The organism is Marinomonas vaga, from assembly GCF_055388305.1.
The window spans coordinates 2,017,388-2,038,526 of sequence record NZ_AP043903.1; the positions used below are offsets into that span (position 1 = coordinate 2,017,388).

The following is a 21,139-nucleotide window of genomic DNA, read 5'->3' on the forward strand; positions in this document are numbered from 1 at the left end:
AATATATTTTATAATAGGCGCCGCTTTGGGGCTTTGCTCAATCTTACATTAACGGCCAATACGGACATTTCTTTTGTACAAACCCATTAACTTACAGATAAAACATCTCTGCATCGAGCGCGGCGAACGTTTGCTGTGTCAGAAGTTGTCTTTCACTGTAGAAGGGGGTGAGCTGATCCGTATCGCTGGTGAGAACGGTTCTGGTAAGAGCTCTTTAATGAAGGCTTTATTAGGCTGGTTGCCGATTGAAGAGGGGACGATTGAGTTTAATGGCGAAGATATTAGTGTCCATCGTGATAGCTTATTAGCAGAGCAGCTTTATATTGGCCATGCCACGGGGATAAAAGACATTTTTACTGTGCAGGAAAACCTCTCCCTTTATTGTCCAAACAGTCATGAGTCAGATCGTCTCGAAGCTTTGCGTAATCTGAATTTAGCCGACTTTGAAGACACTCCCGCAGGTGATTTGTCCGCTGGTCAAAAGCGTCGTGTGGCTTTGACTCGTTTATGGCTAACGGATAAGCAGATTTGGTTTCTGGATGAGCCGTTTACTGCTCTGGATGCACAAGGGACTTTGACTCTAGAACATCGTATCAAAGAGCATCTAGCGTCTGGTGGGGCGGTCATTATGACAACTCATCAGCCTCTGCAAACTCTGCTCCCCAAGATTATTGAGCTGAAAACATGAATTATCGCGCTTTTCTGAAGTCTGAATGGCTAGGCTTGATCAGAAGAAAGCAGGATACGCTCAATGCGATTTTGTTTTTTGTTATGGTGATTACCTTGTTTCCGTTGGGAGTGAGTCCTGACGCAAGCTTTTTGGCTCCAGCCGCAGGAGGCATTATTTGGTGTGCCACGGCCTTGTCCATTTTGATGGCCGTAGAAGGCATGTATAAAGAAGATTACAGCGATGGCTCCTTAGAACAGTGGTTAACGAGCAGCCTATCTCTGTCTTGGTTGGTGTTCATCAAAACCCTAGTGCATTGGCTCGTGGTTTTGGTGCCATTGGTTTGTATTTTACCTGTACTAGCCAGCATGTTGTTTCTTCCCATGGATCTTGTGGGAGTGGTGTTAGTCACCTTGCTGCTTGGCACGCCTGCGATGTTTTTCTTCGGCTCTATCGGTGCCGCCCTCACTGTCTCCTTAAGGCGCGGGGCGGTATTGATGCTCTTGATCATTATGCCCTTGTATATTCCGGTAATTATTTTTGCCACTGGGGCGATTCGTGCCGCTCAATTGGGGATGCCTTTTAGTGGTCAACTGGCTATTTTGGCGGCTCTTTCTTTGATGTCTTTGGTGATCTCTCCAGTCATGGCGGCAATTTCAATAAAAGCGAGTGTGAAGTGATGAATTGGTCTTGGTTCCATAAACTGGGCTCACCAAAGTGGTTTTATCAATGGGCAGGACGCTGGGGATCCCCTTGTGTGTATTTAGGAGCGCTGCTGTTGTTGATAGGCATAGGCTGGGGTCTAGGGTTCGCGCCAGCTGATTATCAGCAAGGTAATAGTTTCCGCATCATCTATATTCATGTGCCGGTTGCTGTGTTGGCTCAGAGCTGTTATTTGGGCTTAGGGGTTGCTGGCTTGGTGACCTTGGTATGGCAAATGAAGTTGGCCCCTGTGTTTATCAAAGCCGTGGCGCCGATTGGCGCGGTGATGGCGTTTATCGCGCTTGTCTCGGGAGCTATTTGGGGTAAACCCACTTGGGGAACTTGGTGGGTGTGGGACGCTAGGCTTACGTCGGTGTTGGTGTTGTTCTTGTTGTATATGGGAGTGATCGCCATACAAAACACCATTGAAGATCGTGTGTTCGCGGATAAGGCGGCCGCTGTGGTCAGCTTGGTCGGCACGATTAACTTGCCAATTATTAAATATTCCGTTGAGTGGTGGAACACGCTGCATCAGCCAGCCACGTTTAAACTCACGGAAAAGCCTGCTATGCCGATGGAAATGTGGCTACCGCTTCTGTTTTCTGCATTGGGTTTATATGTTTTTTGTGCCGGGCTTGCCATGTGGCGTATGCAAAACGAAGTCTTACACCGTGAGCGCAGAGCAAATTGGGTCAAGAAAGAGGTGATGGGCGATGGCGTTTGATAGCTTGAGTGATTTTTTTCAAATGGGAACTCATGGAAGCTATGTGTGGTCTACCTATGCCATCAGCTTTCTCGCGTTAGCAGGTTTGTTTCTAAGCACCCGAATGCAGCGTAAACAGCTTACCAAATCTCTTAAAAAACGTTACCGCAGGGAGCAAGACCGCTAGATGCATCCAGTTCGTAAAAAGCGCTTAATTACCATTAGTCTTATCTTAGCGACCTTGGCTGTCGCTGTCGCGTTGGTGATGTATGCCTTGTCGCAAAACATAAATTTATTTTATTCGCCTACTCAAATTGCCAACGGTGAAGCTCCTCAAGGGGTGATGATTCGCGCCGGTGGCATGGTGGTGGATGGCAGTGTGGATAGGGATTCTGACACACTGGATGTGATGTTTACGGTGACAGATTATGCCCATCAGGTAGTGATTCGTTATCACGGAATCTTGCCCGATTTATTTCGTGAGGGGCAGGGGATTGTCGCACAGGGTAAGTTGAATGGTGATGGGGTTCTCATTGCTAGCGAAGTGCTGGCTAAGCACGATGAAGAGTACATGCCTCCAGAAATTGCTGAGGCCCTTAAGCAGTCAAAATCTCAATAAGGTTGTTGGATATGATTTTTCCCGAAATTGGGCATTTTGCACTCATTCTCGCGATGATGTTTTCTATAGCCCTAGGAGTAGTCCCTTTTATTGGCTATTACACCCGTAATGGGGTGTTACTGAACAGTGCTAAGCCTCTGACCTATATTTCTGCTCTGCTTATTTGGAGCAGTCTTATTATTCTCGCGGTGGCCTTTGCCACGGATGATTTCTCTTTGCTGTATGTCAGTCAGCATTCCAACAGTCTGTTGCCTGTGTGGTTTAAAATCAGTGCGGTGTGGGGGGGGCACGAAGGCTCTTTGTTATTGTGGATTGCCATTTTATCTGCTTGGTCTGCCGCGGTGGCCCGTAAAAGTCATACCTTACCCCATGCCACGGGCCCTGTGGTATTGGCGGTGTTGGGTATCGTGGCGTCAGGCTTTCTGGCGTTTATCTTGTTTACCTCATCGCCCTTCGTTCGGTTATTGCCAGATCAGCCAGTAGATGGAGCTGATTTAAATCCTTTATTGCAGGACATTGGCCTGATCGTCCATCCTCCCATGCTGTATATGGGTTATGTGGGATTTTCTGTGGCGTTTGCATTTGCGATTGCTGCTTTAGTAACAGGTAATCTGAATGCTTCGTGGGCACGCTGGGCGAGACCTTGGACCAATACGTCTTGGGCGTTTTTAACCTTAGGTATCACCTTAGGCAGTTGGTGGGCCTATTATGAGTTGGGCTGGGGTGGCTGGTGGTTTTGGGACCCAGTAGAAAATGCTTCTTTAATGCCCTGGTTGGCAGGAACAGCGTTGGTACATTCCCTTGCGGTGACGGAAAAGCGTGGCGTATTCAAAAGCTGGACTGTGCTGTTGGCGATTTTCACCTTCAGCTTGTCTTTGTTAGGGACCTTCTTAGTCCGCTCAGGGGTGTTGACCTCGGTTCACGCCTTCGCCTCAGATCCTACCCGTGGGGTGTTCATCTTAGCGCTGTTGGTGATCATCATTGGCAGTTCCTTGCTGCTTTATGCTCTTCGTGCGTCCCAAGTGAAATCAAGTGTGAGCTTCGGGTTCTCAGGGCGAGAGTCATGGCTTCTTATTAACAATATCCTATTAACCATTTTGACCCTTACGGTGTTGCTGGGCACGCTTTATCCTTTGGTATTTGATGCGTTTAATCTAGGTAAAATCTCTGTGGGCGCCCCCTATTTTAATACGGTGTTTGGCCCTATTGCTTTGCTGTTAGTGGTGTTCATGGGGATTGCGCCCTTATCCAAATGGCATAAAACAAAGGGTAAATGGTTGCTTCATGTGTCCATGGTGCCCGCTATTTTGTCGGTTGTATTGTCGGCACTTGTGTTTACCTTCCATGAATTTGACCTGTATTTGTGGCTCAGTTTCGCCATTGCCCTATGGTTAGTTTTGATGGTGATCCGAGATTGGTTTGATAAGGTGCTTAAAACACGGGTGAATATCCTTACCCGTGCGCGTAAGTTGCCAAGACAGTATTACGGAATGTTGCTGGCCCATTTGGGGGTGGCCGTGACGTTAATCGGTATTATTTTTGTCAGTATGAACAGCAGCGAAGTCGCAGTGCGTATGGGGCCTGGGGATAAGGTGGATCTTGGGGCTTATACCTTTGAATTTGAGCAAACGCGGCACATCGAGGGGCCAAATTATATTGCTGATACGGCGTTTATTAATGTGTACAAGGGGGATCGTAAAATTGCCCAAATGCGCCCTCAGAAACGTATGTATCAAGCGAGTCAGCAGGTGATGACGGAAGCAGCTTTGAATCCAGGATTTACCCGAGACCTCTACATTTCTCTAGGTGAAAAGTTAGATCAAGACACTTGGAGTGTGCGCATCTACATCAAGTCTTTTGTGCGTTGGCTATGGCTAGGGGGCTTGCTCATGATGACGGGGGGCTTACTCGCCGCATGGGATAAGCGCTACCGACGCAAGATAGGAGAGTAACGTGAAAAAATTATTGTTCTTTGTACCTTTGGCTTTGTTTGTTGGCTTAGGCGTTGTGTTTTACCAACAATTGGGTAAAAACGCTGAATACATGCCGTCTGCGTTGATCGGAAAGCCAGTACCAGAATTCCAATTAATTGATTTGGCAGATAACACCATCGCGACCAATGCAGAATTGCCTGAGGGCCCTTATTTAATGAATTTTTGGGCCACTTGGTGTCCATCCTGTAGTGTTGAGCACGCCTACCTAGGTGAGTTAGCAGAGCAGGGGGTGGACATCGTGGGCATCGATTACAAAGACGAAACACCAGCTGCTCGTGAATGGTTGGCAGAGCGGGGCAACCCCTATTCTTTGGTGTTGACGGATGAGATGGGGCATTTTGGCGTAGATATGGGAATCACAGGTGCGCCTGAGACCTTCGTGATCGGGAGTAATGGTAAGGTGCTCTATCGCCATCAAGGGGTTGTGAATGCCGAGGTATGGCAAACGTTAAAAGGTTACATGGAATGATCAAAGCATTTAGAGCTTTGCTGCTTATTGCTGCGGTCGTTAGCACCTATGCAATGGCTTTGGAAGTCAGAGAATTTTCAAAACCGGAATACGAACCTCGTTATCGCACCTTGATCGAGGAATTGCGCTGCCCTAAATGTCAGAACCAGAACTTAGAAGATTCTAACGCTGGTATTGCTGTGGACCTGCGTCAGCAAGTCTATACCATGATTGAAGCGGGACAGAGTGACGAGCAGATTATAAATTATTTGGTCGCTCGATATGGTGAGTTTGTTTTATATCGACCCACTCATAAATCCAGCACCGCAATACTCTGGTATGGGCCGTTCGCTCTTTTAGGTCTTGGTGCTTTGATATTTGTTTGGGTTATCCGCCGTAAAGGCCGCCATACAGAGGAGTCTGATACATGATCGTTGCATGGACTCTTATGGCTGCCTTGATTGTGCTAAGCGTTTTATATGTGATGCACTACCTAGTGAATAAAAACAATGCCGGTCATGATGATACTTTAACCAGCTTTGTTTCTGCCCGACGCCTAGAAGTGAAAGAAGACCAGGGCGCAGGGCGTTTAACCGAAGAAGAAGCCCAACAGTTGCTGCAGGACGTGACCAGCGAGTCCCATTATGTGAGCCAACATCAGCAGCGTGCCCTGACGAAAGATACACAGTTAGCTCGCTGGGTGTTATCAGTCATGATTGCAGGAGTGATCATAGGCAGTGTGGCTCTATATCAAAAGCTGGGATTTGCGCCGGATGTCAAAATTACCCAGCAATTGATTGAACAGTCCGCGACGCAGGATGATGTGACCGAGTTCTTGTCTTATCGAGTGCAACGTTACGACCGAGCAGAAGACTGGTATTACTTGGCGAATGATCAAGTTATGGCTCAGAACTTTGAGCAAGCCATCTCATCTTATCGAGAAGTTCTAGCGCGGCTTGATGGCAGCTCAGAAGATGCCATAAATGTTCAAGTGGAGCTGGCACAAGCGCTCTTTTATTCCCAAAATAATCAAGTGTCCCCTGCAATGATTACCGCTGTTGATGAGGCGTTAGCACAGCAGCCGGATAATGCTAAAGCATTAGGTCTTAAAGGTATTATTGAGTTTGATGCTGGGCGTTACCAAGAGGCTATTTTGGCTTGGCAAGAAGCCATAGTAAATGGCACCGACCGCGCCGAACGTTTAGATTTACTCTCTGGAATTGCCGCGGCGCGTAAGCAAGGAGGAATCACTGAGCAGATGATTCCTTCAATTGTGACCCATAGGTTACACTTACAGTTAGACTTAGACGTCAGAAAAATATCAGCGAATGATGTGTTTTTGGTGTATGCGCAAGTGCCAGATCAACGAATGCCAGTGGCCATTCAACGTATTCCTGCTGCTCAAATACAGGCGCCAATTGTGCTGACCAATCTGGATAACCTAATGCCGGGGCAGTCACTTGCAGACGTTGCCAGAGTGGATGTGGTGGTTAAACGTTCGACAAATGATGCAAATGACCTCACATTAGGGGAGGTGGTAGGGTATTTATCGTCGGTTCCAAGCAATAGTGACAAGATTTTTAAGGTCAATGTCGGCTTATAATTGAAACCGAGCGCGCTTCAACTGATAATACTGACAAATTAATTGATCTATAGCGGATTTTTGCAATGGAATTTAGCTTGCGTGAGTGGCTAATTTTAATAGGAGTGGTGATCATCGTAGTCATCTTAGTGGATGGTTATCGACGATACCGTAGATCGCAAGTCGTTCAGACGTTTGATGACGATGACGATTTTCGTGATCCAGATGAATTAGTAAAAGAAGCAACATTACGTCGGGAACTTCCCAATGGTGGTGCTCGTCCTGTTGGTGCGCCACCGGAATCCAATGATCCGGTCATGAATGCATTTGAAAATGCTCGGAAGACAGCAAGAGGGCCTTTAACAGATCTGCCTCATAAGGTGGATTCAGGTCCTCAACTTGACCGAAACGATCAGTTCGAATTGGACGAACTGGCGTCCCTAGTGCCTGAGCGATTTAATGATGACCAACAGGGTAACGTGGATGCTGATCAAGACTACGGCGATGTCCTCTACGATGGTTATGATGGATTAGATGTGGGCTATGACGAAGAGTATGACGACGCGTATGACGACGCCGAAGCCCCAGCAGAAGAAACCCCTATTGCCGATGATGATAGTTATGAAGAAGAAAACTTCGAGCGTGACTACAGCAGTGTTGATCTAGAGCAGTCTACCAACAATATGCCACTGGAAGATGAGCCAGAGGCCGTAGACGAAGAAGCTGAAATCGAAGAAGTGATTGTCATCAACGTGTTTGCTCCAGAAGGTGAAACCTTCGCTGGTATGGAGCTGTTACAACTGGTATTGAATTGCGGCATGCGTTACGGGGAAATGGATATCTTCCACCGCCATGAAGAGGGCTTCGATAGAGGTAAAATTCAGTTCTCTATGGCCAATGCCATGGAGCCAGGTACCTTTAATCTTGATACCATGGGTGAAACTGACTGCCCTGGGGTGAGCTTCTTTATGGGGCTGCCTGGCCCTAAAAACAGCATGAAAGCGTTTGATTTTATGCTTGAAACGGCCCAAGCCCTAGTGCGTAACCTAGGTGGTGAATTGCGTGATGAGCGTCGTATGCCCATGAGCGAGCAAACCATTGCCCATTGCCGTCAGCGCATTAAAGATTTTGAGCGTCGACAGTTAACTAAGAAGAAGCGCTAAGCCGAAATGCTTTAGCGAAGTTAAGGCCCCATAGGGGCCTTTATTGTTTATATGATTGGATTTGAGAGCCATATGAGTGATAGCAAAGCCTATACCTTAGACGATGTTTTAGCATTGATTCAGCAGCTGAACGACTACAGCTATGCCTACCATGTGAAAGATGAGCCTTTGGTTCCTGATGCAGAGTACGACCGCTGTTATCGCGCGCTGCAGGCCATTGAGGCTAAGCATCCTGAATGGGTTCAACCGGATTCTCCTACCCAGCGTGTTGGTGAAAAGCCAGATAATGGTTTTGCGACGGTAGAGCACACAGTCCCTATGTTGTCGCTAGATAACGCCTTTGATGATGACAACATGCAGGATTTTGATGAGCGGGTACGCAAGCTTTCTGGCAAAGGGGAATTGACCTACTGCTGTGAGCCTAAGTTAGATGGTCTAGCCATTAGCATTCGTTATGAAAATGGCCACTTGGTCCGCGGCGTTACTCGGGGTGATGGCTTGTCTGGGGAAGACATTACTTCCAATATTAAGACGATTTATTCTGTTCCCCTGAAGCTTCGCACAGACACCCCACCGCCAGTTCTGGAAGTCCGTGGTGAGATTTACATGCCGAAAGAGGGCTTTGAAAAGCTCAATCAGGCGGCCGCAGCAAAGGGCGAAAAAACCTTCGTCAATCCACGTAACGCTGCGGCAGGTAGCTTACGTCAGCTGGATCCCAAAATTACCGCTGCTCGCCCACTGGTGCTGTGTGCTTACAGTATTGGTTATGTGGAAGGCTGGGAGCAGCCTGATAGTCACTATGAAGGCTTGCTTCAGTTATCCGATTGGGGGTTTAAAACCAACAACCTGATGAAGCGCGTAACAGGTGTGAAAGGCTGCCTTGAGTATTACGCTGAGCTGTCTGAACAGCGTGAAGGGCTCTCCTACGACATTGATGGCATTGTCTACAAGGTGGACAGCATTGCTCAACAAAAGCAGCTTGGGTTTGTGGCGCGGGCCCCCCGTTGGGCGATTGCCAGAAAGTTTCCAGCTCAAGAAGAAGTGACCCAGATCCTAGGAGTGGATTTCCAAGTTGGGCGAACGGGTGCGATTACCCCAGTGGCTCGTTTGCAACCAACGTTTGTGGGTGGCGTGACTGTCTCAAACGCTACGCTCCATAACCAAGATGAAATCGAACGCTTGGGAGTGCAGGTAAAAGACTGGGTGGTCATTCGCCGTGCGGGGGATGTTATCCCCCAGGTGGTTCAGGTTCTGCAAGATCGTCGTCCTGAGGACGCTCAGGAAGTGGTTTTCCCAACCCAGTGTCCGATCTGTCAATCAGATGTGGAACGAGTGGAGGGGGAAGCCGTTCAGCGTTGTACCGGTGGTTTAGTGTGTGGGGCTCAACTAAAAGAGAGCTTAAAACACTTTGTTTCCCGTAAAGCGTTAGACATTGATGGACTTGGTGACAAGCTGATTGAGCAGCTGGTGGATGCTGGTTTGGTGAAAACCCCAGTGGATATTTTCTTGCTAAAAGACAAACCTGCCCGCTTGCTCGCAATGGAGCGCATGGGAGACAAGTCAGTGGACAAGCTTCTGACCGCTATCGAAACTTCTAAGCAAACCCAATTCAATCGCTTTGTTTATGCCTTAGGCATCCGCGAAGTAGGGGAGGCCACGGCACGCACATTGACCCAATATTTTGGTGATATAGAAAAGCTTATGTCCGCATCTGAAGAGGATTTGATTGAAGTGGAGGATGTGGGGCCAATCGTTGCGCAACACATTCGCATGTTCTTCGATCAAGAGGATAATGTGGCGATCGTTCGTGGCTTGTTAGAGCAAGGCCTCACATGGCAGTCCACCCAGGACGTAGAAGCGGGTGAACAGCCTCTCGAGGGCTTAACCTATGTGGTAACGGGGACTCTGTCTCGTTACTCCCGTGACGAAGTGAAAGACTTGCTTATCAAGCTTGGCGCTAAGGTGAGTGGTTCCGTCTCAGCCAAAACTCACTGTTTGGTAGCTGGCGAAAAAGCGGGTTCTAAACTGACTAAGGCACAAAACTTGGGTGTTGAGGTCATGGATGAAGAAGCCTTGCACCAGATGCTCACTCAACATGGGGCAGTGTAAGTTATGGATACTGTCATCCCGTTTGACTCCCTGGACCCTGATACCCTGGTGAATGTGTTGAACGACATTGTTTCCCGAGACGGTACAGACTACGGTGACTATGAGTTATCGACAGAGCGAAAACGTGAGCAAGCGTTACGAGCGTTGAAAAACGGTGAGGCGGTGCTTGTGTTTGATACGGAAAGTGAAACTATTCAGTTAGTGTCCAAGCAATCTTTGGAACATCGTTACGACTAACAAAAAAGGGCTTCTCAGAAGCCCTTTTTAATCATGGTTTGTTCAGTCTCGAACGCATCCTTTAAAAGAGTGATCCATTTCTCGGGATGGCTCTTTTTCTTGGTTACGGCCAACCACCTTGGCGGGTACACCCGCTACGGTAGTATGTCGCGCAACAGGCTCTAGCACCACGCTGCCGGCGCCAATTTTGGCACCTTCGCCTACTTCAATGTTGCCTAGAATTTTCGCCCCTGCGCCAATCAAGACGCCAGAACGTATCTTAGGATGACGATCGCCAGTTTCTTTACCTGTACCCCCAAGGGTAACGGATTGCAAAATGGACACGTTATCTTCAATGACACAGGTCTCACCCACCACTAAGCCCGTGGCGTGGTCTAACATGATGCCACAACCAATACGGGCGGCCGGGTGGATGTCCACACCAAAGGTCATGGACATTTGGCCTTGTAGGTACAAGGCAAGGCTCTCACGACCTTGTTTCCACAGCCAATTCGCAACACGGTAAGTTTGTAGGGCATGGAACCCCTTAAAGAAGAGTAATGGCGTTGTCAGGCAATCGCATGCGGCATCTCGCTCCTTAATGGATAAAATATCTTGAGCGATACAATCGACAATCTTTGATCCTTCGTCAGCCATAGCTTCTTCAAACACTTCACGAAGCACCATCGCAGGGATGGAAATACTGTCCAGTTTACTGGCCAGTAAGAAGCTCAGTGCCGAGCTCAGAGAGTCATGGCGCAGGATGGTGGTGTTAAAATAACTTGCCAAAATAGGCTCATCTTGTGCTAGCTTTTCAGCTTCAGCCTGTAAAGATGGCCACAAGTTGTCAGATGTCACGTCAGATTGCATTGTGTTACTCAAGATCAATATACCTACATGTTTTCGTGGCTAGAGTCTGGTTATGGGGTTAGCATCTATCAATACAAGGGCAAATGTAAACACAAAGCCCGATTTATGGAGAGACTATGAGTCAACGAACTGTATCCGATGCCTTGCATGTATTTTACGAACTCAACAGCGCTTTGTCCGACGCATATTGGGAAACAAATGATATAAATAGCAAGGATTTGTTTTTTGCTATGAAAACCATGCTGCAGGATGAGCTGGACGAGCTGCATAAATTAAGTATGCAGGATCATATTTACCCATATGAACCGATTAACCCAGGTGTGATTAAGCTTAGCGATAAGTTACGCAGCTTGCATCCTGTGCTGGGTGAGACCGTGTATCGACCGACTACTTATCAGCGCTTGGATGAGCTAATCCCTCGTGCCTGTGATTTGTTCGAAATTTAATGACTGATATTGCTGAAACGAGGCCATTACACCTCGCCTCGTTTCAATTTTCGGATCGTAAATCGATTTGGGTGCAGAGCATCCGTTACCGCCGTCTCAATCGGCAATGGCTCACCCAGCATTAAGCTGGCGAGATAGTTTGCACATAATGGTGTGCTGACGAGCCCCCGAGATCCGTGCCCTAAATTCACATAGAGCCCTTCTATTTTTTCAACTTCTTCATTGGTTTGCCATTTCGCATTAGTGCGTAAAGGTCCTAAAGCGTTAATGAGGCTGGCTGTTGCAGAAACTGGCCCAACGATAGGGGTGTAATCCGAAACTGTACAACGAAGAGATGCTCGACCTTGGCATAGACTAGAATGGCTTTCATTCACATCTATCGGTAAAAGATCTGCCAGTTTGGAGATGTTCTCACTATGACTGGTGCCTGTGACGGTTAAGTCTTCATTCTTAAGATCGTAAGTCGCACCAAAGTTAAGCTGATCATCCAAGGCGGGTGAAACATAGCCATCGGCACAGATCACCTGTTTAAACTCACGAGCCTTTACTTGGCTAGGAATATCCAATGTGGAAATAGGAAGTTGAGACACTTGCCCGCGTATGGGTTTCGTTGGCAAGAGGGTCCAAGGTGCCAGCGCATCCTGTTGATTGGCGGTGCAGAGTATTACTTGATTGCAATGATAAGTGTGTTGGTTTGAGAGGAGTTCAAACCCTTCTGTTGTTGTCTTAATCTGCTCTAATGGGCGGTTAAGGTGCACTGTGATGTTGGCGTGACTGAGTAGCGTTTCGCAAAGGGCTTTAGGGCGCACCCAGCCAGACAAAGGCAAAATGAGCTTGCCATCAACGGCCTTTAAAATGGCATCAGGATACAGCTCAGCACGGGTGATTTTTTCAAATTTCAGTTGTTCTGCATCATCCTTTGGTAACTGTGTGAGTCCGCAGTGTTGCCAAATGCTTTTATCAGCATATTGCTGATAAAAGTTATGAGCATACAGGTAGCTGCTTAGATATAAACGATTGACTGGCGTATCGGATGCCCCAAGCTTCGGATAAAGCATGCCTTGCTCGTTTCCTGATGCGCCCGCTGCAATGTGATCTGCTTGTTCCCAGACTTCAACGGCAATGTTTTTTTGCGCCAGAGCATGAGCGGTGGTGGCACCAGCGAGACCTGAGCCGATAACAATGACCTTGCCCATTGGACGAAGGGGGCGTGAAGCAAACCAAGCTGGTTGAGTGGAAGAGTATCGGGTCGTTTGCTCGTCTTCTAGAAACTGGCCAATCATCATCTCCCGCTTATGACCAAACCCTTTGACTTTTTGTACTTGAAAGCCATGGGATTGCAGTCCACGACGAACGATGCCAGCAGCGGTAAAGGTTGCAAAAGTGGTATCAGAGTGACTCAGCCTATTGATTTGTTGAAACAGCTGATCGCTCCACATATCAGGGTTTTTACTTGGCGCAAAGCCATCTAAGAACCAAGCGTCCACTTGAGCGTCCAGAGCAGTAAAGCCCTCACTTGCTTCCCCGAACCAAAGAGTTAGAGTTGTTCGTAACTGAGGGAGTTCTACTCGGTGCAGGCCGTGGCATTGCTGTGGGTAATGGGCGATCAGCTCGTCAGCCAAAGGCTGTAGGCTGGGCCACATGGCTAGGGATTGAGTCAGAGATGCTTTAGATAGGGGGTACTTTTCAACGGACACAAAGTGTAGCCAACTGGTGTCAGGAGCATGCTGTAAAAAGCACTCTAACGCACATAGAAAATTGAGCCCCGTACCAAAGCCTGTTTCCGCAATGGTAAAGTTGCGGTTTAACAGAGAGCCAAATCGCTCCGTTAGCCGATTGTGTTCGAGGAACACGTAGCGTGTTTCCGCAAGCCCCGCTTCTTTATCAAAATACACATCATCAAAGGTCGCGGAGCGGGGGACCCCATCGTCCCCAAAGTGCAAAGTCGGTGCTTCTAATCGATAGCTAGTTAACACGCGTGACACTCTCAATGATGACAGGCGTATTGGGCACGTTTTGGTAAGGGCCAACGTTGCGAGTCGGCACTTTGGCGATTTGATCCACCACGTCCATACCTTCCGTCACACGGCCGAATACTGTGTATCCCGCTGCACCACGAGCACCATGGTTAAGGAAGTTGTTGTCCACTAGGTTAATGAAGAACTGTGAGGTGGCGCTGTTTGGATCTTGAGTACGAGCCATAGCGAGGGTGCCACGGTCGTTATAAAGGCCGTTATTGCCTTCATATGGGATAGCGTGGCGGGTTTGTTTGCGATCAAGGTCTTCTTTAAAACCACCGCCCTGAATCATAAAGCCATTGATCACACGGTGAAAAATAACATCGTTGTAAAAGGATTCATCAACATAGCGCAGAAAGTTCTCGACAGTTTGTGGCGCAGCCTCGTCGGCAAGCTCTACGCGGATGTCCCCCATGGAGGTTTTTATGTCTACTTCGGTGGCTAAACTTGGCATGCTCAATGTGCTAAGCAGAAGGCCTGCGATTAAACTTTTTTTCATTAGAGTCTTCCTTATTGATAAAGCGCCCATAATATTAGGGACTAACGGCGCGTACGCCAAGGTGAAATTAGTAAGAGAGGCTTTTCATGAGAACTGCAGTGGTAGAAATAGAATATTGCACCCTTTGTCGTTGGATGTTACGGGCGGCATGGTTGTCTCAAGAGCTTCTTACGACCTTTGATGATGACATCAAAAGCGTCACTTTGATCCCAACCCAAGGGGGGATTTTTAAGGTGCGCGTGAATGGCACTGAGATTTGGTGTCGAAAGGCGGAAGGTGGTTTTCCGGAGGCTAAGGTGTTGAAACAAAGAATGCGGGATGTGATTGACCCTGAACGAGATCTGGGGCACTCAGATGTAAAACAAGACAGCGAGCCGTAGCTCGCTGTCTTTGAGTTAGAAAACCTGTTTAAAAGGTTTCACCGCAACGGTTTGATAGACCCCTGCTGCAACGTAAGGGTCGGCATCTGCCCATGCTTGAGCCTCTTCTAGGGAGGCAAACTCTGCCACCACAACACTGCCAGTGAAGCCAGCAGTACCAGGATCGCTTGAGTCTATGGCTGGGTTTGGGCCAGCCAGCACAAGGCGACCTTGATCGCGAAGTAGTTCTAATCTTTTTAAGTGCGCTGGTCGCACAGAAAGACGGGCTTCAAGACTGTTTTCGACATCTTGGCCAACAATCGAGTACAGCATGCTTATTCCTTATTCTGTAGGTGTGACGAGAGGTAAATGCCCTGAAGGATAATGAACACAAGCGTCATACCCAGCAAACCAAAGAGTTTAAAATCTACCCAAATGTCTTCACTAAAGTTGAAGGCAACATAAAGGTTTACCGCCCCAGATAGGATAAAGAATCCTACCCAAGCTAAGTTGAGTGTGCGCCATACCTTGTGTGGAAGCTGAATCTTATCGCCCATCATGCGTTCAATGATGTTGCGTTGGCCGATAAATTGGCTGCCAAAGAAGACAATGGCAAACAACCAATTAACGATTGTGGGCTTCCACTTAATGAAGTCTCCATCGCCCATTAAGACGGTTGCGCCTCCCAGCAGGACCACTAATACCAAAGAAATGACATGCATTTTTTCGATTTGGCGGTGTTTCCACCAAGTGTATGACACTTGCAAAATCGTTGCGGGAATCAGAACTGCGGTGGCGAGAATGATGTCTCCGGTGGATTTATATACCAAGAAAAATACAAGAATGGGTAAAAAGTCGAATAATAATTTCATAGTCAAACCAGTTTCTGTATGCTCGAAGAATCATACCTAGCAACGGCTTGAAAGAATACCCCTATTGATGTCTGAACATCCTTATCAACACATAGACCTACACACTCATTCGACCGCTTCGGATGGCAAACTCTCTCCCACAGAGCTAGTAACCCTTGCCCATGAACAAGGGGTTTCTATGCTGGCGTTGACTGACCATGACACGATCAAAGGTTTAGAGGAAGCTCATCAGTGCGCCCATGGATTGGGGATGACTCTTATAAACGGTTGTGAGTTATCCGTCGCTTGGAACAAAATTCCCCTGCATATGGTGGCGTTGGGCTTCGAGCCAGATAACCAAGCGTTAAAAAAGTGGACCCAGCGCAATCAAACTGTGCGTTTGGAGCGAGGTCGCCAAATTGCAGACTTGCTGGTTAAAAAAGGCTTACCGGACTTATACGACAAAGCCGTGGAAGAAGCCGGTGAGAGCCAGCTGGGACGTCCCCATTTTGCTAAGGTGATGATTCGGGAAGGCATTGTCAAAGACATGAATAAAGCCTTTGATCATTACTTAGGGAATAAAAAAATTGGTCAAATACGGGATGTCTGGCCCCAGCTTGAGGAGATTATGCCGGAGTTGGCTGCGACAGATTGTGAGTTAGTGCTCGCACATCCCAAGCGATATCCCGTAACTGTGACTAAACTTAAAGGTGTACTCGCCGATTTTAAACGGTACGGGGGTACCGCTATTGAAGTGGCATCTGGTCATGAACGACCAGATCATGTGCGTTTCTTAGAGCGGCTGACCCGAGAGTTTGAATTCGAGGCCTCCGCGGGCAGCGATTATCATGGGCCGTTTGGGCCTTGGACAAATGTTGGGCGTTACACGCAAGTGCATGAGCAGGAAGTAAGACCCATTTGGTACAAGTGGTAGCATCGAAGTACTTAACGACTTGGAGATAAGATATTGAGCCAGTTTTTTCAGATCCACCCTGAAAACCCTCAGCCTCGTTTGATTAAACAAGCAGCACAGGTCATCCGTGAAGGGGGCGTTATTGCCTATCCCACAGATTGCGGGTATTCCCTCGGGTGCCACATTGGTGACAAGGCGGCGCTTGAGAAAATTCGTATGATTCGGCGTCTTGATGATAAGCATAACTTTACGCTTGTCTGTAAAGACTTATCTGAGATTTCCACTTATGCTCGCTTTGACAACACCTTGTACCGATTGCTTAAGCATCACACGCCTGGGCCGTATACCTTTATTTTTAATGCCACGTCTGAAGTGCCACGTCGGTTAATGCACCCCAAGCGTAAAACGATTGGTATTCGTGTGCCGGATAATAAAATCGTACAGGATTTATTGGCTGAGTTAGGGGAGCCTATTATGAGTGCCTCGCTAATTTTGCCCGGAGAGACAGATCCTATGATGGATCCCTATGACATTCGTGACACCTTGCAGCATCAGCTGGATTTAGTCATCGATGGGGGATTTTGTGGGATGCAGCCGACCACCGTGGTGGCGTTGGATTCCGATGACATTCAAGTGGTGCGAATAGGGGCGGGTGACCCAGCGCCGTTTGCTTAAAAATGAGTTCTTTCTAGCCTATGAAGTGCTAGGGGATGTGACTATAATGCAGGCAATTTAAATGCTGTGTTGTAGCGTTAAAGAAACAGTTAATTGTTAATAACAGTGGGTTGCTGCGAAGCATTCCCCAAAGAGGTCGTAATGGACGAAAAATTACAGAAAGTTCTCGCACGTGCGGGTGTTGGGTCTCGTCGTGAGATGGAAAATCGAATTCGTGAAGGTCGTGTTAGCGTTAACGGTAACGTGGCGACCCTAGGGGATCGTGTGCGCTCTGATGACGTGATTGAACTTGACGGTGAGTTGGTTAAAGCAACGGCTGTCGAAGAGCTTGAGCGTAGAGTGATTATTTACAACAAGCCAGAAGGGGAAGTGTGTACTCGCAAAGACCCTGAAGGCCGCCCAACAGTGTTTGATAAATTGCCTAAATTACGCGGTAGCCGTTGGATTGCTGTGGGCCGTTTGGATATTAATACATCTGGATTACTCCTATTCACTACCGATGGCGAGTTAGCGAATCGCCTGATGCACCCTTCAACAGAGATTGACCGTGAATACCTGGTTCGCGTGATGGGTAATGTGACCGAGGAGCATTTGGTTAACCTGAAAAAAGGTGTGCTATTAGAAGATGGCATGGCCCAGTTTACTGACATCGTTGATGGTGGTGGTGAAGGCATTAACCGCTGGTTCTACGTGTGCCTGATGGAAGGTCGTAACCGCGAAGTGCGTCGCCTATGGGAATCCCAAGGGGTTAAGGTAAACCGCTTAAAACGTGTGCGTTTTGGGCCTGTGTTCTTGCCATCAAAAGCAAAAGTTGGTCGCTGGGTAGAAATGGAAGACGATGATGTTTCAGCATTATGTGAGCTGGTGGATCTTCCACACCGCCCAACCAGTGTTAAGAGTCAGCAAGAAGTGCATGACCGTCGCCGTCAACGTGGCTCGCGAGTGAGCGGAAGCGTTGCACGTACTAAGCGCCGAGATAAAGGGTTTGATTGGCAAAGCTCTGATAAACAAGAGTTTAAACCTAAAAAACCAGGACGTAGATCATTTAGATAAGAGGACAGCGTGTTATGAGCATGGTGCGATGGGTATTTGTTGTTATCATTGCGATGCTAATTGGCTTTTTCGTCTATGTAGAGATGAATAATGAAATGCCGCAGGATTTAGGAGTTAACGAGGGACTGTTGTTACCATGCCCTGACACGCCAAACTGTGTGTCATCTCAAGCTGATGCTGAGGATGAAGAACACTATGTTGAGCCTATTATCTACCGTGGCAACGTAAAAGATGCGCAGTTGGCGGTAGAGCAGTTTTTCTTGAGTCAGCCTGATACGCGTATTGTTGAGAGCCGCTTAGGCTACACACATATTGTGGTTGATAGCCGTTTATTTGGTTTTCGAGATGATGTGGAACTCTACTTCCCAGAAGCGGATAGCGTTATGCATGTTCGCTCTGCCTCGCGGGTTGGTTACGATGACCTAGGTGTAAACCAAGAGCGAGTTAGACAAATTCGAAATCTTCTAGTAGATTGATCTTAAAGGTTTTATAAAAAACTACCAAACGGACGAGGATGGAACATGAGCGCTAACGAACCCCAATCTATTTTGATTGTTGAAGATGACGAGCGTCTTGCCAGTTTGACCCAAGAGTATCTCCAAAAAAATGGTTTTACTGTTGCGGTTGAGCCAGATGGTCGTAATGCGATTTCACGGATTGTCAAAGAGCAGCCGTCACTTGTTATTCTAGATCTTATGTTGCCTGGGGCTGATGGTTTTACTGTTTGTCGTAGCGTACGTAACGAGTACAAAGGCCCCATTTTGATGTTGACCGCTCGCAGTGATGATGTAGACCAAATTTTAGGTCTGGAAATCGGTGCAGACGATTACGTCTCTAAACCTGCGAAGCCTCGTGTATTGCTTGCCCGTGTTCAATCTCTATTACGTCGTAGCACCCAAGACGTTGATCAAGGTGTTGTCGAAGCAGGTGTTGAGCAAACGCTTGAATTTGGTCAGCTTGTGGTGGACAACTCTCGCCGTGAAGCTTGGCGTGAAGGTGAAGAAATTGAGCTCACCAGTGCTGAGTTTGATTTGCTATGGTTGCTTGCGAGCAATGCTGGTCGCATTCTTAGCCGTGAAGAAATTTTCGGTGAGCTGCGTGGCATTGAGTACGATGGTCAAGACCGATCTGTAGACGTTCGAATTTCTCGTATTCGTTCTAAAATTGGCGATGATCCGATCCATCCCCGTCGAATCAAAACCATCCGTAGTAAGGGTTACCTGTTTGTAAAAGAGGTGTAACCTTTATGAGAAGTGATATATGGCGCCTCTATCGGCATATCCTGATCGGAGGGGCCATCATATTACTGGTGTGCTATGTGGCGATAGAGTTAATACAAAAGCGCTACGAAGCCGAACAAAGACACCGCCTTATGAGTGCCGATGTCCACCTTGCTGGACAGTTATTGGGTAGCAAAACTCTCTCTTTAGATGCTTTAAACCAACACTCTCGTTTCCAGTGGCGTGTCGTATCTCTCCCCGAATCTGCTCCAAGTGACTTGACCGTAGAGTGGCTTGATACCCCTGAAGGGGATTTAGCACAAGTCTATAGTCAGTCTCAGTTGTTATTAGAAGGCGTTCCTAAATCCGCGGACGGTTACAGTGTAGCCAGCTTGCTCCGTTACTACTTGAGCTTATCTCAACCTGTAGAACAAAAAATAGCCACTCTGAAGGAATTACCCAATCTTGAGGTGACCAAGGTTGAGGCTGATCGTTGGTTTGCCCCAACTCAGTCTGGAATTGATATCGTGGACTCATATAAAGGGGAGTTGAGTATTTTATGGTTCACAGGGGAAGGAGAGGCTTGGCGAATTCGTCTAGATCTTGATGTGGCTTTCTCGTTAAGTCTAGCTGTGGTGTTAATTGTGATCATCGCAGTGGTGGCGCTCTTAACCTTGATTTGGGCTGAGCTTAGCCGCTTGGATCAAAAACGTGTGCACTTCGAAACCGTTACTCGACAAATTGCCCGTGGCCGAAGCAATCTTCCTCAAGGGGTAGTGGATAGTTCAGGTACCTTAAAAGAGTTGGCCTATTCATTTGACTCCATGTCATCTCACATTCAGAGGCTTTTGAAAGTTCAGCGTGAAATGATCAATGCCATCTCCCATGAATTGAGAACACCTATCGCGCGCCTACGATTTGGGCTTGAAGCCTTGAAGGATGATGTCAGCGAGGACTTGGAACCTTCTGTGAGTGCCCTTGAGATCGATGTGGAAGAGTTAAATACCCTAGTTGATGAAGTGCTTACCTATGGTAAGTTGGAAGAAGGGTCCTTGGCTCTCAATTTTGAGCGAACCAGCATCAGCCAATTGTTGAAGGGGATCGTGGATCATAACCAAGCATTGCTGCAACGATTCGACGTACGTATCAGTGTCAGTGATGATGACATTGTGAATGCGGACGCCCATCATCTTCATCGAGCCTTACAGAACCTTATTCTTAATGCCTCTAAGTATGCTAACTCTGTAATCTCAATTACTTTTACTGCGGATGAAGAGCGCTGGCAGGTAGATATTGAGGATGATGGTCCAGGGATTCCTGTTGAAGATAGGGATAAGGTATTTATTCCATTCCAGCGTCTTGATAACAGCCGCACCCGTGCCTCAGGAGGATACGGGTTGGGGCTTGCGATCGTGCAGCGTATCGCTTTCTGGCACGGTGGTGCAGTACTGGTGGACGGCAGTGAGTTAGGGGGAGCTAAGTTTAGCTTGATTTGGTCCCGTAGCCAGCATCAGAACACCCTAAGCTAGCACCTTTCCCTCTGGGGATGTGTGTTAGAGTCGTTTTTAGTTGTTAGATGGCCTCTGTCCGAGACTATTTCTCCCTAGCTTGTCGTGGTCTCCGTGGGGATGATTACCACTTCGCCGTTTTTTACTTTACGATCTGAGACGAGGTGATCTGCGAAGTGTCGCACCTCGTTTACATTCCCTTTTAGAATAGAGACTTCCATGCATTGATCATGATCTAAATGGATATGCAGGGATGAAACGGTCAAATCATGATGATCGTGGTGGGCAGCTGTCACTTTATTGGAAGCTTCCCGAGCGTGATGGTCAAAGGTGTAGACCAAGGCCGCCACGCAGGGGGTATCAGGTAGGGCTTCTACTCTTTTACGGGCTAGACCTGCACGGGTCATGTCTCGGATGGCTTCAGATCGATTCCCATAACCCCGTTCTTCCATAAGCTTATCGAGCTCTGCCATCAGATCGTCATCTAACGTGACTGTAACGCGTTGCATTCCCACTCCAATTGT

26 protein-coding genes are annotated in these 21,139 nt (G+C 47.7%); 20 read left to right on the forward strand and 6 right to left on the reverse strand.

Annotated features, from left to right (window positions below):
• The first annotated feature begins 73 nt into the window (after positions 1-73).
• From ccmA to ACZ5DR_RS09465, 12 genes are all read left to right on the forward strand, one after another.
• The gene (gene ccmA, locus ACZ5DR_RS09410) at positions 74-688 is read left to right on the forward strand and encodes a cytochrome c biogenesis heme-transporting ATPase CcmA (RefSeq protein WP_377368252.1); all 615 of its coding nucleotides are present in this window, start codon (positions 74-76) and stop codon (positions 686-688) included.
• Entirely contained in the window at positions 685-1,347 is a 663-nt protein-coding gene (gene ccmB / locus ACZ5DR_RS09415) for a heme exporter protein CcmB (protein WP_377368250.1), read from the forward strand. The genes ccmA and ccmB overlap by 4 nt, the downstream gene beginning before the upstream one ends.
• Positions 1,347-2,093 (forward strand): heme ABC transporter permease, encoded by a 747-nt coding sequence (locus ACZ5DR_RS09420; RefSeq protein ID WP_377368248.1) that lies wholly within the window; start codon positions 1,347-1,349, stop codon positions 2,091-2,093. The genes ccmB and ACZ5DR_RS09420 overlap by 1 nt, the downstream gene beginning before the upstream one ends.
• Positions 2,083-2,259 (forward strand): heme exporter protein CcmD, encoded by a 177-nt coding sequence (gene ccmD, locus ACZ5DR_RS09425; RefSeq protein WP_377368246.1) that lies wholly within the window; start codon positions 2,083-2,085, stop codon positions 2,257-2,259. The genes ACZ5DR_RS09420 and ccmD overlap by 11 nt, the downstream gene beginning before the upstream one ends.
• Positions 2,260-2,691 (forward strand): cytochrome c maturation protein CcmE, encoded by a 432-nt coding sequence (gene ccmE / locus ACZ5DR_RS09430; protein WP_377368244.1) that lies wholly within the window; start codon positions 2,260-2,262, stop codon positions 2,689-2,691.
• Positions 2,692-2,705: 14 nt separating this feature from the next.
• Complete coding sequence (locus tag ACZ5DR_RS09435; RefSeq protein ID WP_464543913.1) at positions 2,706-4,643, forward strand: heme lyase CcmF/NrfE family subunit; 1,938 nt, start codon at positions 2,706-2,708, stop codon at positions 4,641-4,643.
• Position 4,644: 1 nt separating this feature from the next.
• On the forward strand, positions 4,645-5,154 hold the full coding sequence (locus ACZ5DR_RS09440; RefSeq protein WP_377368241.1) for a DsbE family thiol:disulfide interchange protein: 510 nt from the start codon (positions 4,645-4,647) through the stop codon (positions 5,152-5,154).
• Entirely contained in the window at positions 5,151-5,564 is a 414-nt protein-coding gene (locus ACZ5DR_RS09445) for a cytochrome c-type biogenesis protein (protein ID WP_377368239.1), read from the forward strand. Before ACZ5DR_RS09440 ends, ACZ5DR_RS09445 begins: the two co-directional genes overlap by 4 nt.
• Positions 5,561-6,736, forward strand: a complete 1,176-nt coding sequence (gene ccmI / locus ACZ5DR_RS09450; protein WP_377368237.1) for a c-type cytochrome biogenesis protein CcmI — start codon at positions 5,561-5,563, stop codon at positions 6,734-6,736. The genes ACZ5DR_RS09445 and ccmI overlap by 4 nt, the downstream gene beginning before the upstream one ends.
• Before the next feature lie 65 nt (positions 6,737-6,801).
• The gene (zipA, locus tag ACZ5DR_RS09455) at positions 6,802-7,878 is read left to right on the forward strand and encodes a cell division protein ZipA (protein WP_377368235.1); all 1,077 of its coding nucleotides are present in this window, start codon (positions 6,802-6,804) and stop codon (positions 7,876-7,878) included.
• 72 nt (positions 7,879-7,950) lie between these two features.
• Positions 7,951-9,987: an NAD-dependent DNA ligase LigA gene (gene ligA / locus ACZ5DR_RS09460; RefSeq protein ID WP_377368233.1), complete on the forward strand. Its 2,037-nt coding sequence runs from the start codon at positions 7,951-7,953 to the stop codon at positions 9,985-9,987.
• A 3-nt stretch (positions 9,988-9,990) separates the two neighbouring features.
• Positions 9,991-10,224 (forward strand): YheU family protein, encoded by a 234-nt coding sequence (locus ACZ5DR_RS09465; RefSeq protein WP_377368231.1) that lies wholly within the window; start codon positions 9,991-9,993, stop codon positions 10,222-10,224.
• A 42-nt stretch (positions 10,225-10,266) separates the two neighbouring features.
• Here ACZ5DR_RS09465 and cysE read toward each other — a convergent pair whose 3' ends face one another.
• On the reverse strand, positions 10,267-11,073 hold the full coding sequence (gene cysE, locus ACZ5DR_RS09470; protein ID WP_464543914.1) for a serine O-acetyltransferase: 807 nt from the start codon (positions 11,071-11,073) through the stop codon (positions 10,267-10,269).
• Between the two features lie 116 nt (positions 11,074-11,189).
• On the opposite strand from cysE, the gene ACZ5DR_RS09475 reads away from it, so the two are divergent.
• Positions 11,190-11,519 carry a hypothetical protein gene (locus ACZ5DR_RS09475; RefSeq protein WP_377368227.1) on the forward strand — a complete coding sequence of 110 codons (330 nt, stop codon included), beginning with the start codon at positions 11,190-11,192 and terminating at the stop codon, positions 11,517-11,519.
• Between the two features lie 26 nt (positions 11,520-11,545).
• Here the strand turns inward: ACZ5DR_RS09475 and mnmC are convergent, their stop codons facing one another.
• Positions 11,546-13,495, reverse strand: coding sequence for a bifunctional tRNA (5-methylaminomethyl-2-thiouridine)(34)-methyltransferase MnmC2/FAD-dependent 5-carboxymethylaminomethyl-2-thiouridine(34) oxidoreductase MnmC1 (mnmC, locus tag ACZ5DR_RS09480; RefSeq protein ID WP_377368225.1), 1,950 nt, complete (start codon positions 13,493-13,495; stop codon positions 11,546-11,548).
• The gene (locus ACZ5DR_RS09485; RefSeq protein WP_377368223.1) at positions 13,485-14,036 is read right to left on the reverse strand and encodes a peptidylprolyl isomerase; all 552 of its coding nucleotides are present in this window, start codon (positions 14,034-14,036) and stop codon (positions 13,485-13,487) included. Before ACZ5DR_RS09485 ends, mnmC begins: the two co-directional genes overlap by 11 nt.
• A gap of 86 nt (positions 14,037-14,122) precedes the next feature.
• Here ACZ5DR_RS09485 and ACZ5DR_RS09490 point away from each other — a divergent pair, with 86 nt between their 5' ends.
• Positions 14,123-14,416 carry an Rdx family protein gene (locus ACZ5DR_RS09490; RefSeq protein ID WP_377368221.1) on the forward strand — a complete coding sequence of 98 codons (294 nt, stop codon included), beginning with the start codon at positions 14,123-14,125 and terminating at the stop codon, positions 14,414-14,416.
• 15 nt (positions 14,417-14,431) lie between these two features.
• Here ACZ5DR_RS09490 and ACZ5DR_RS09495 read toward each other — a convergent pair whose 3' ends face one another.
• Together ACZ5DR_RS09495 and ACZ5DR_RS09500 are read right to left on the reverse strand one after the other, a co-directional pair.
• On the reverse strand, positions 14,432-14,728 hold the full coding sequence (locus tag ACZ5DR_RS09495; RefSeq protein ID WP_377368219.1) for a YciI family protein: 297 nt from the start codon (positions 14,726-14,728) through the stop codon (positions 14,432-14,434).
• A 2-nt stretch (positions 14,729-14,730) separates the two neighbouring features.
• Entirely contained in the window at positions 14,731-15,267 is a 537-nt protein-coding gene (locus ACZ5DR_RS09500) for a septation protein A (RefSeq protein ID WP_377368217.1), read from the reverse strand.
• A gap of 67 nt (positions 15,268-15,334) precedes the next feature.
• On the opposite strand from ACZ5DR_RS09500, the gene ACZ5DR_RS09505 reads away from it, so the two are divergent.
• The 6 genes from ACZ5DR_RS09505 (at position 15,335) to ACZ5DR_RS09530 (ending at position 20,636) form a co-directional block, all read left to right on the forward strand.
• Positions 15,335-16,180, forward strand: a complete 846-nt coding sequence (locus ACZ5DR_RS09505) for a PHP domain-containing protein (protein WP_377368215.1) — start codon at positions 15,335-15,337, stop codon at positions 16,178-16,180.
• 33 nt (positions 16,181-16,213) lie between these two features.
• On the forward strand, positions 16,214-16,834 hold the full coding sequence (locus tag ACZ5DR_RS09510; RefSeq protein ID WP_377368213.1) for an L-threonylcarbamoyladenylate synthase: 621 nt from the start codon (positions 16,214-16,216) through the stop codon (positions 16,832-16,834).
• Positions 16,835-16,975: 141 nt separating this feature from the next.
• Positions 16,976-17,887, forward strand: a complete 912-nt coding sequence (gene rluB / locus ACZ5DR_RS09515; protein WP_377368211.1) for a 23S rRNA pseudouridine(2605) synthase RluB — start codon at positions 16,976-16,978, stop codon at positions 17,885-17,887.
• A gap of 14 nt (positions 17,888-17,901) precedes the next feature.
• A complete protein-coding gene (locus tag ACZ5DR_RS09520; RefSeq protein ID WP_377368209.1) occupies positions 17,902-18,363 on the forward strand; it encodes a DUF1499 domain-containing protein in 462 nt (153 codons plus the stop codon).
• Positions 18,364-18,408: 45 nt separating this feature from the next.
• Complete coding sequence (locus ACZ5DR_RS09525) at positions 18,409-19,128, forward strand: response regulator (protein WP_377368207.1); 720 nt, start codon at positions 18,409-18,411, stop codon at positions 19,126-19,128.
• A 5-nt stretch (positions 19,129-19,133) separates the two neighbouring features.
• Positions 19,134-20,636, forward strand: coding sequence for an ATP-binding protein (locus ACZ5DR_RS09530; RefSeq protein ID WP_377368205.1), 1,503 nt, complete (start codon positions 19,134-19,136; stop codon positions 20,634-20,636).
• 74 nt (positions 20,637-20,710) lie between these two features.
• On the opposite strand, the gene nikR is transcribed toward ACZ5DR_RS09530, so the two are convergent.
• Positions 20,711-21,124: a nickel-responsive transcriptional regulator NikR gene (gene nikR, locus ACZ5DR_RS09535; RefSeq protein WP_377368203.1), complete on the reverse strand. Its 414-nt coding sequence runs from the start codon at positions 21,122-21,124 to the stop codon at positions 20,711-20,713.
• Between the last annotated feature and the right edge of the window lie 15 nt (positions 21,125-21,139).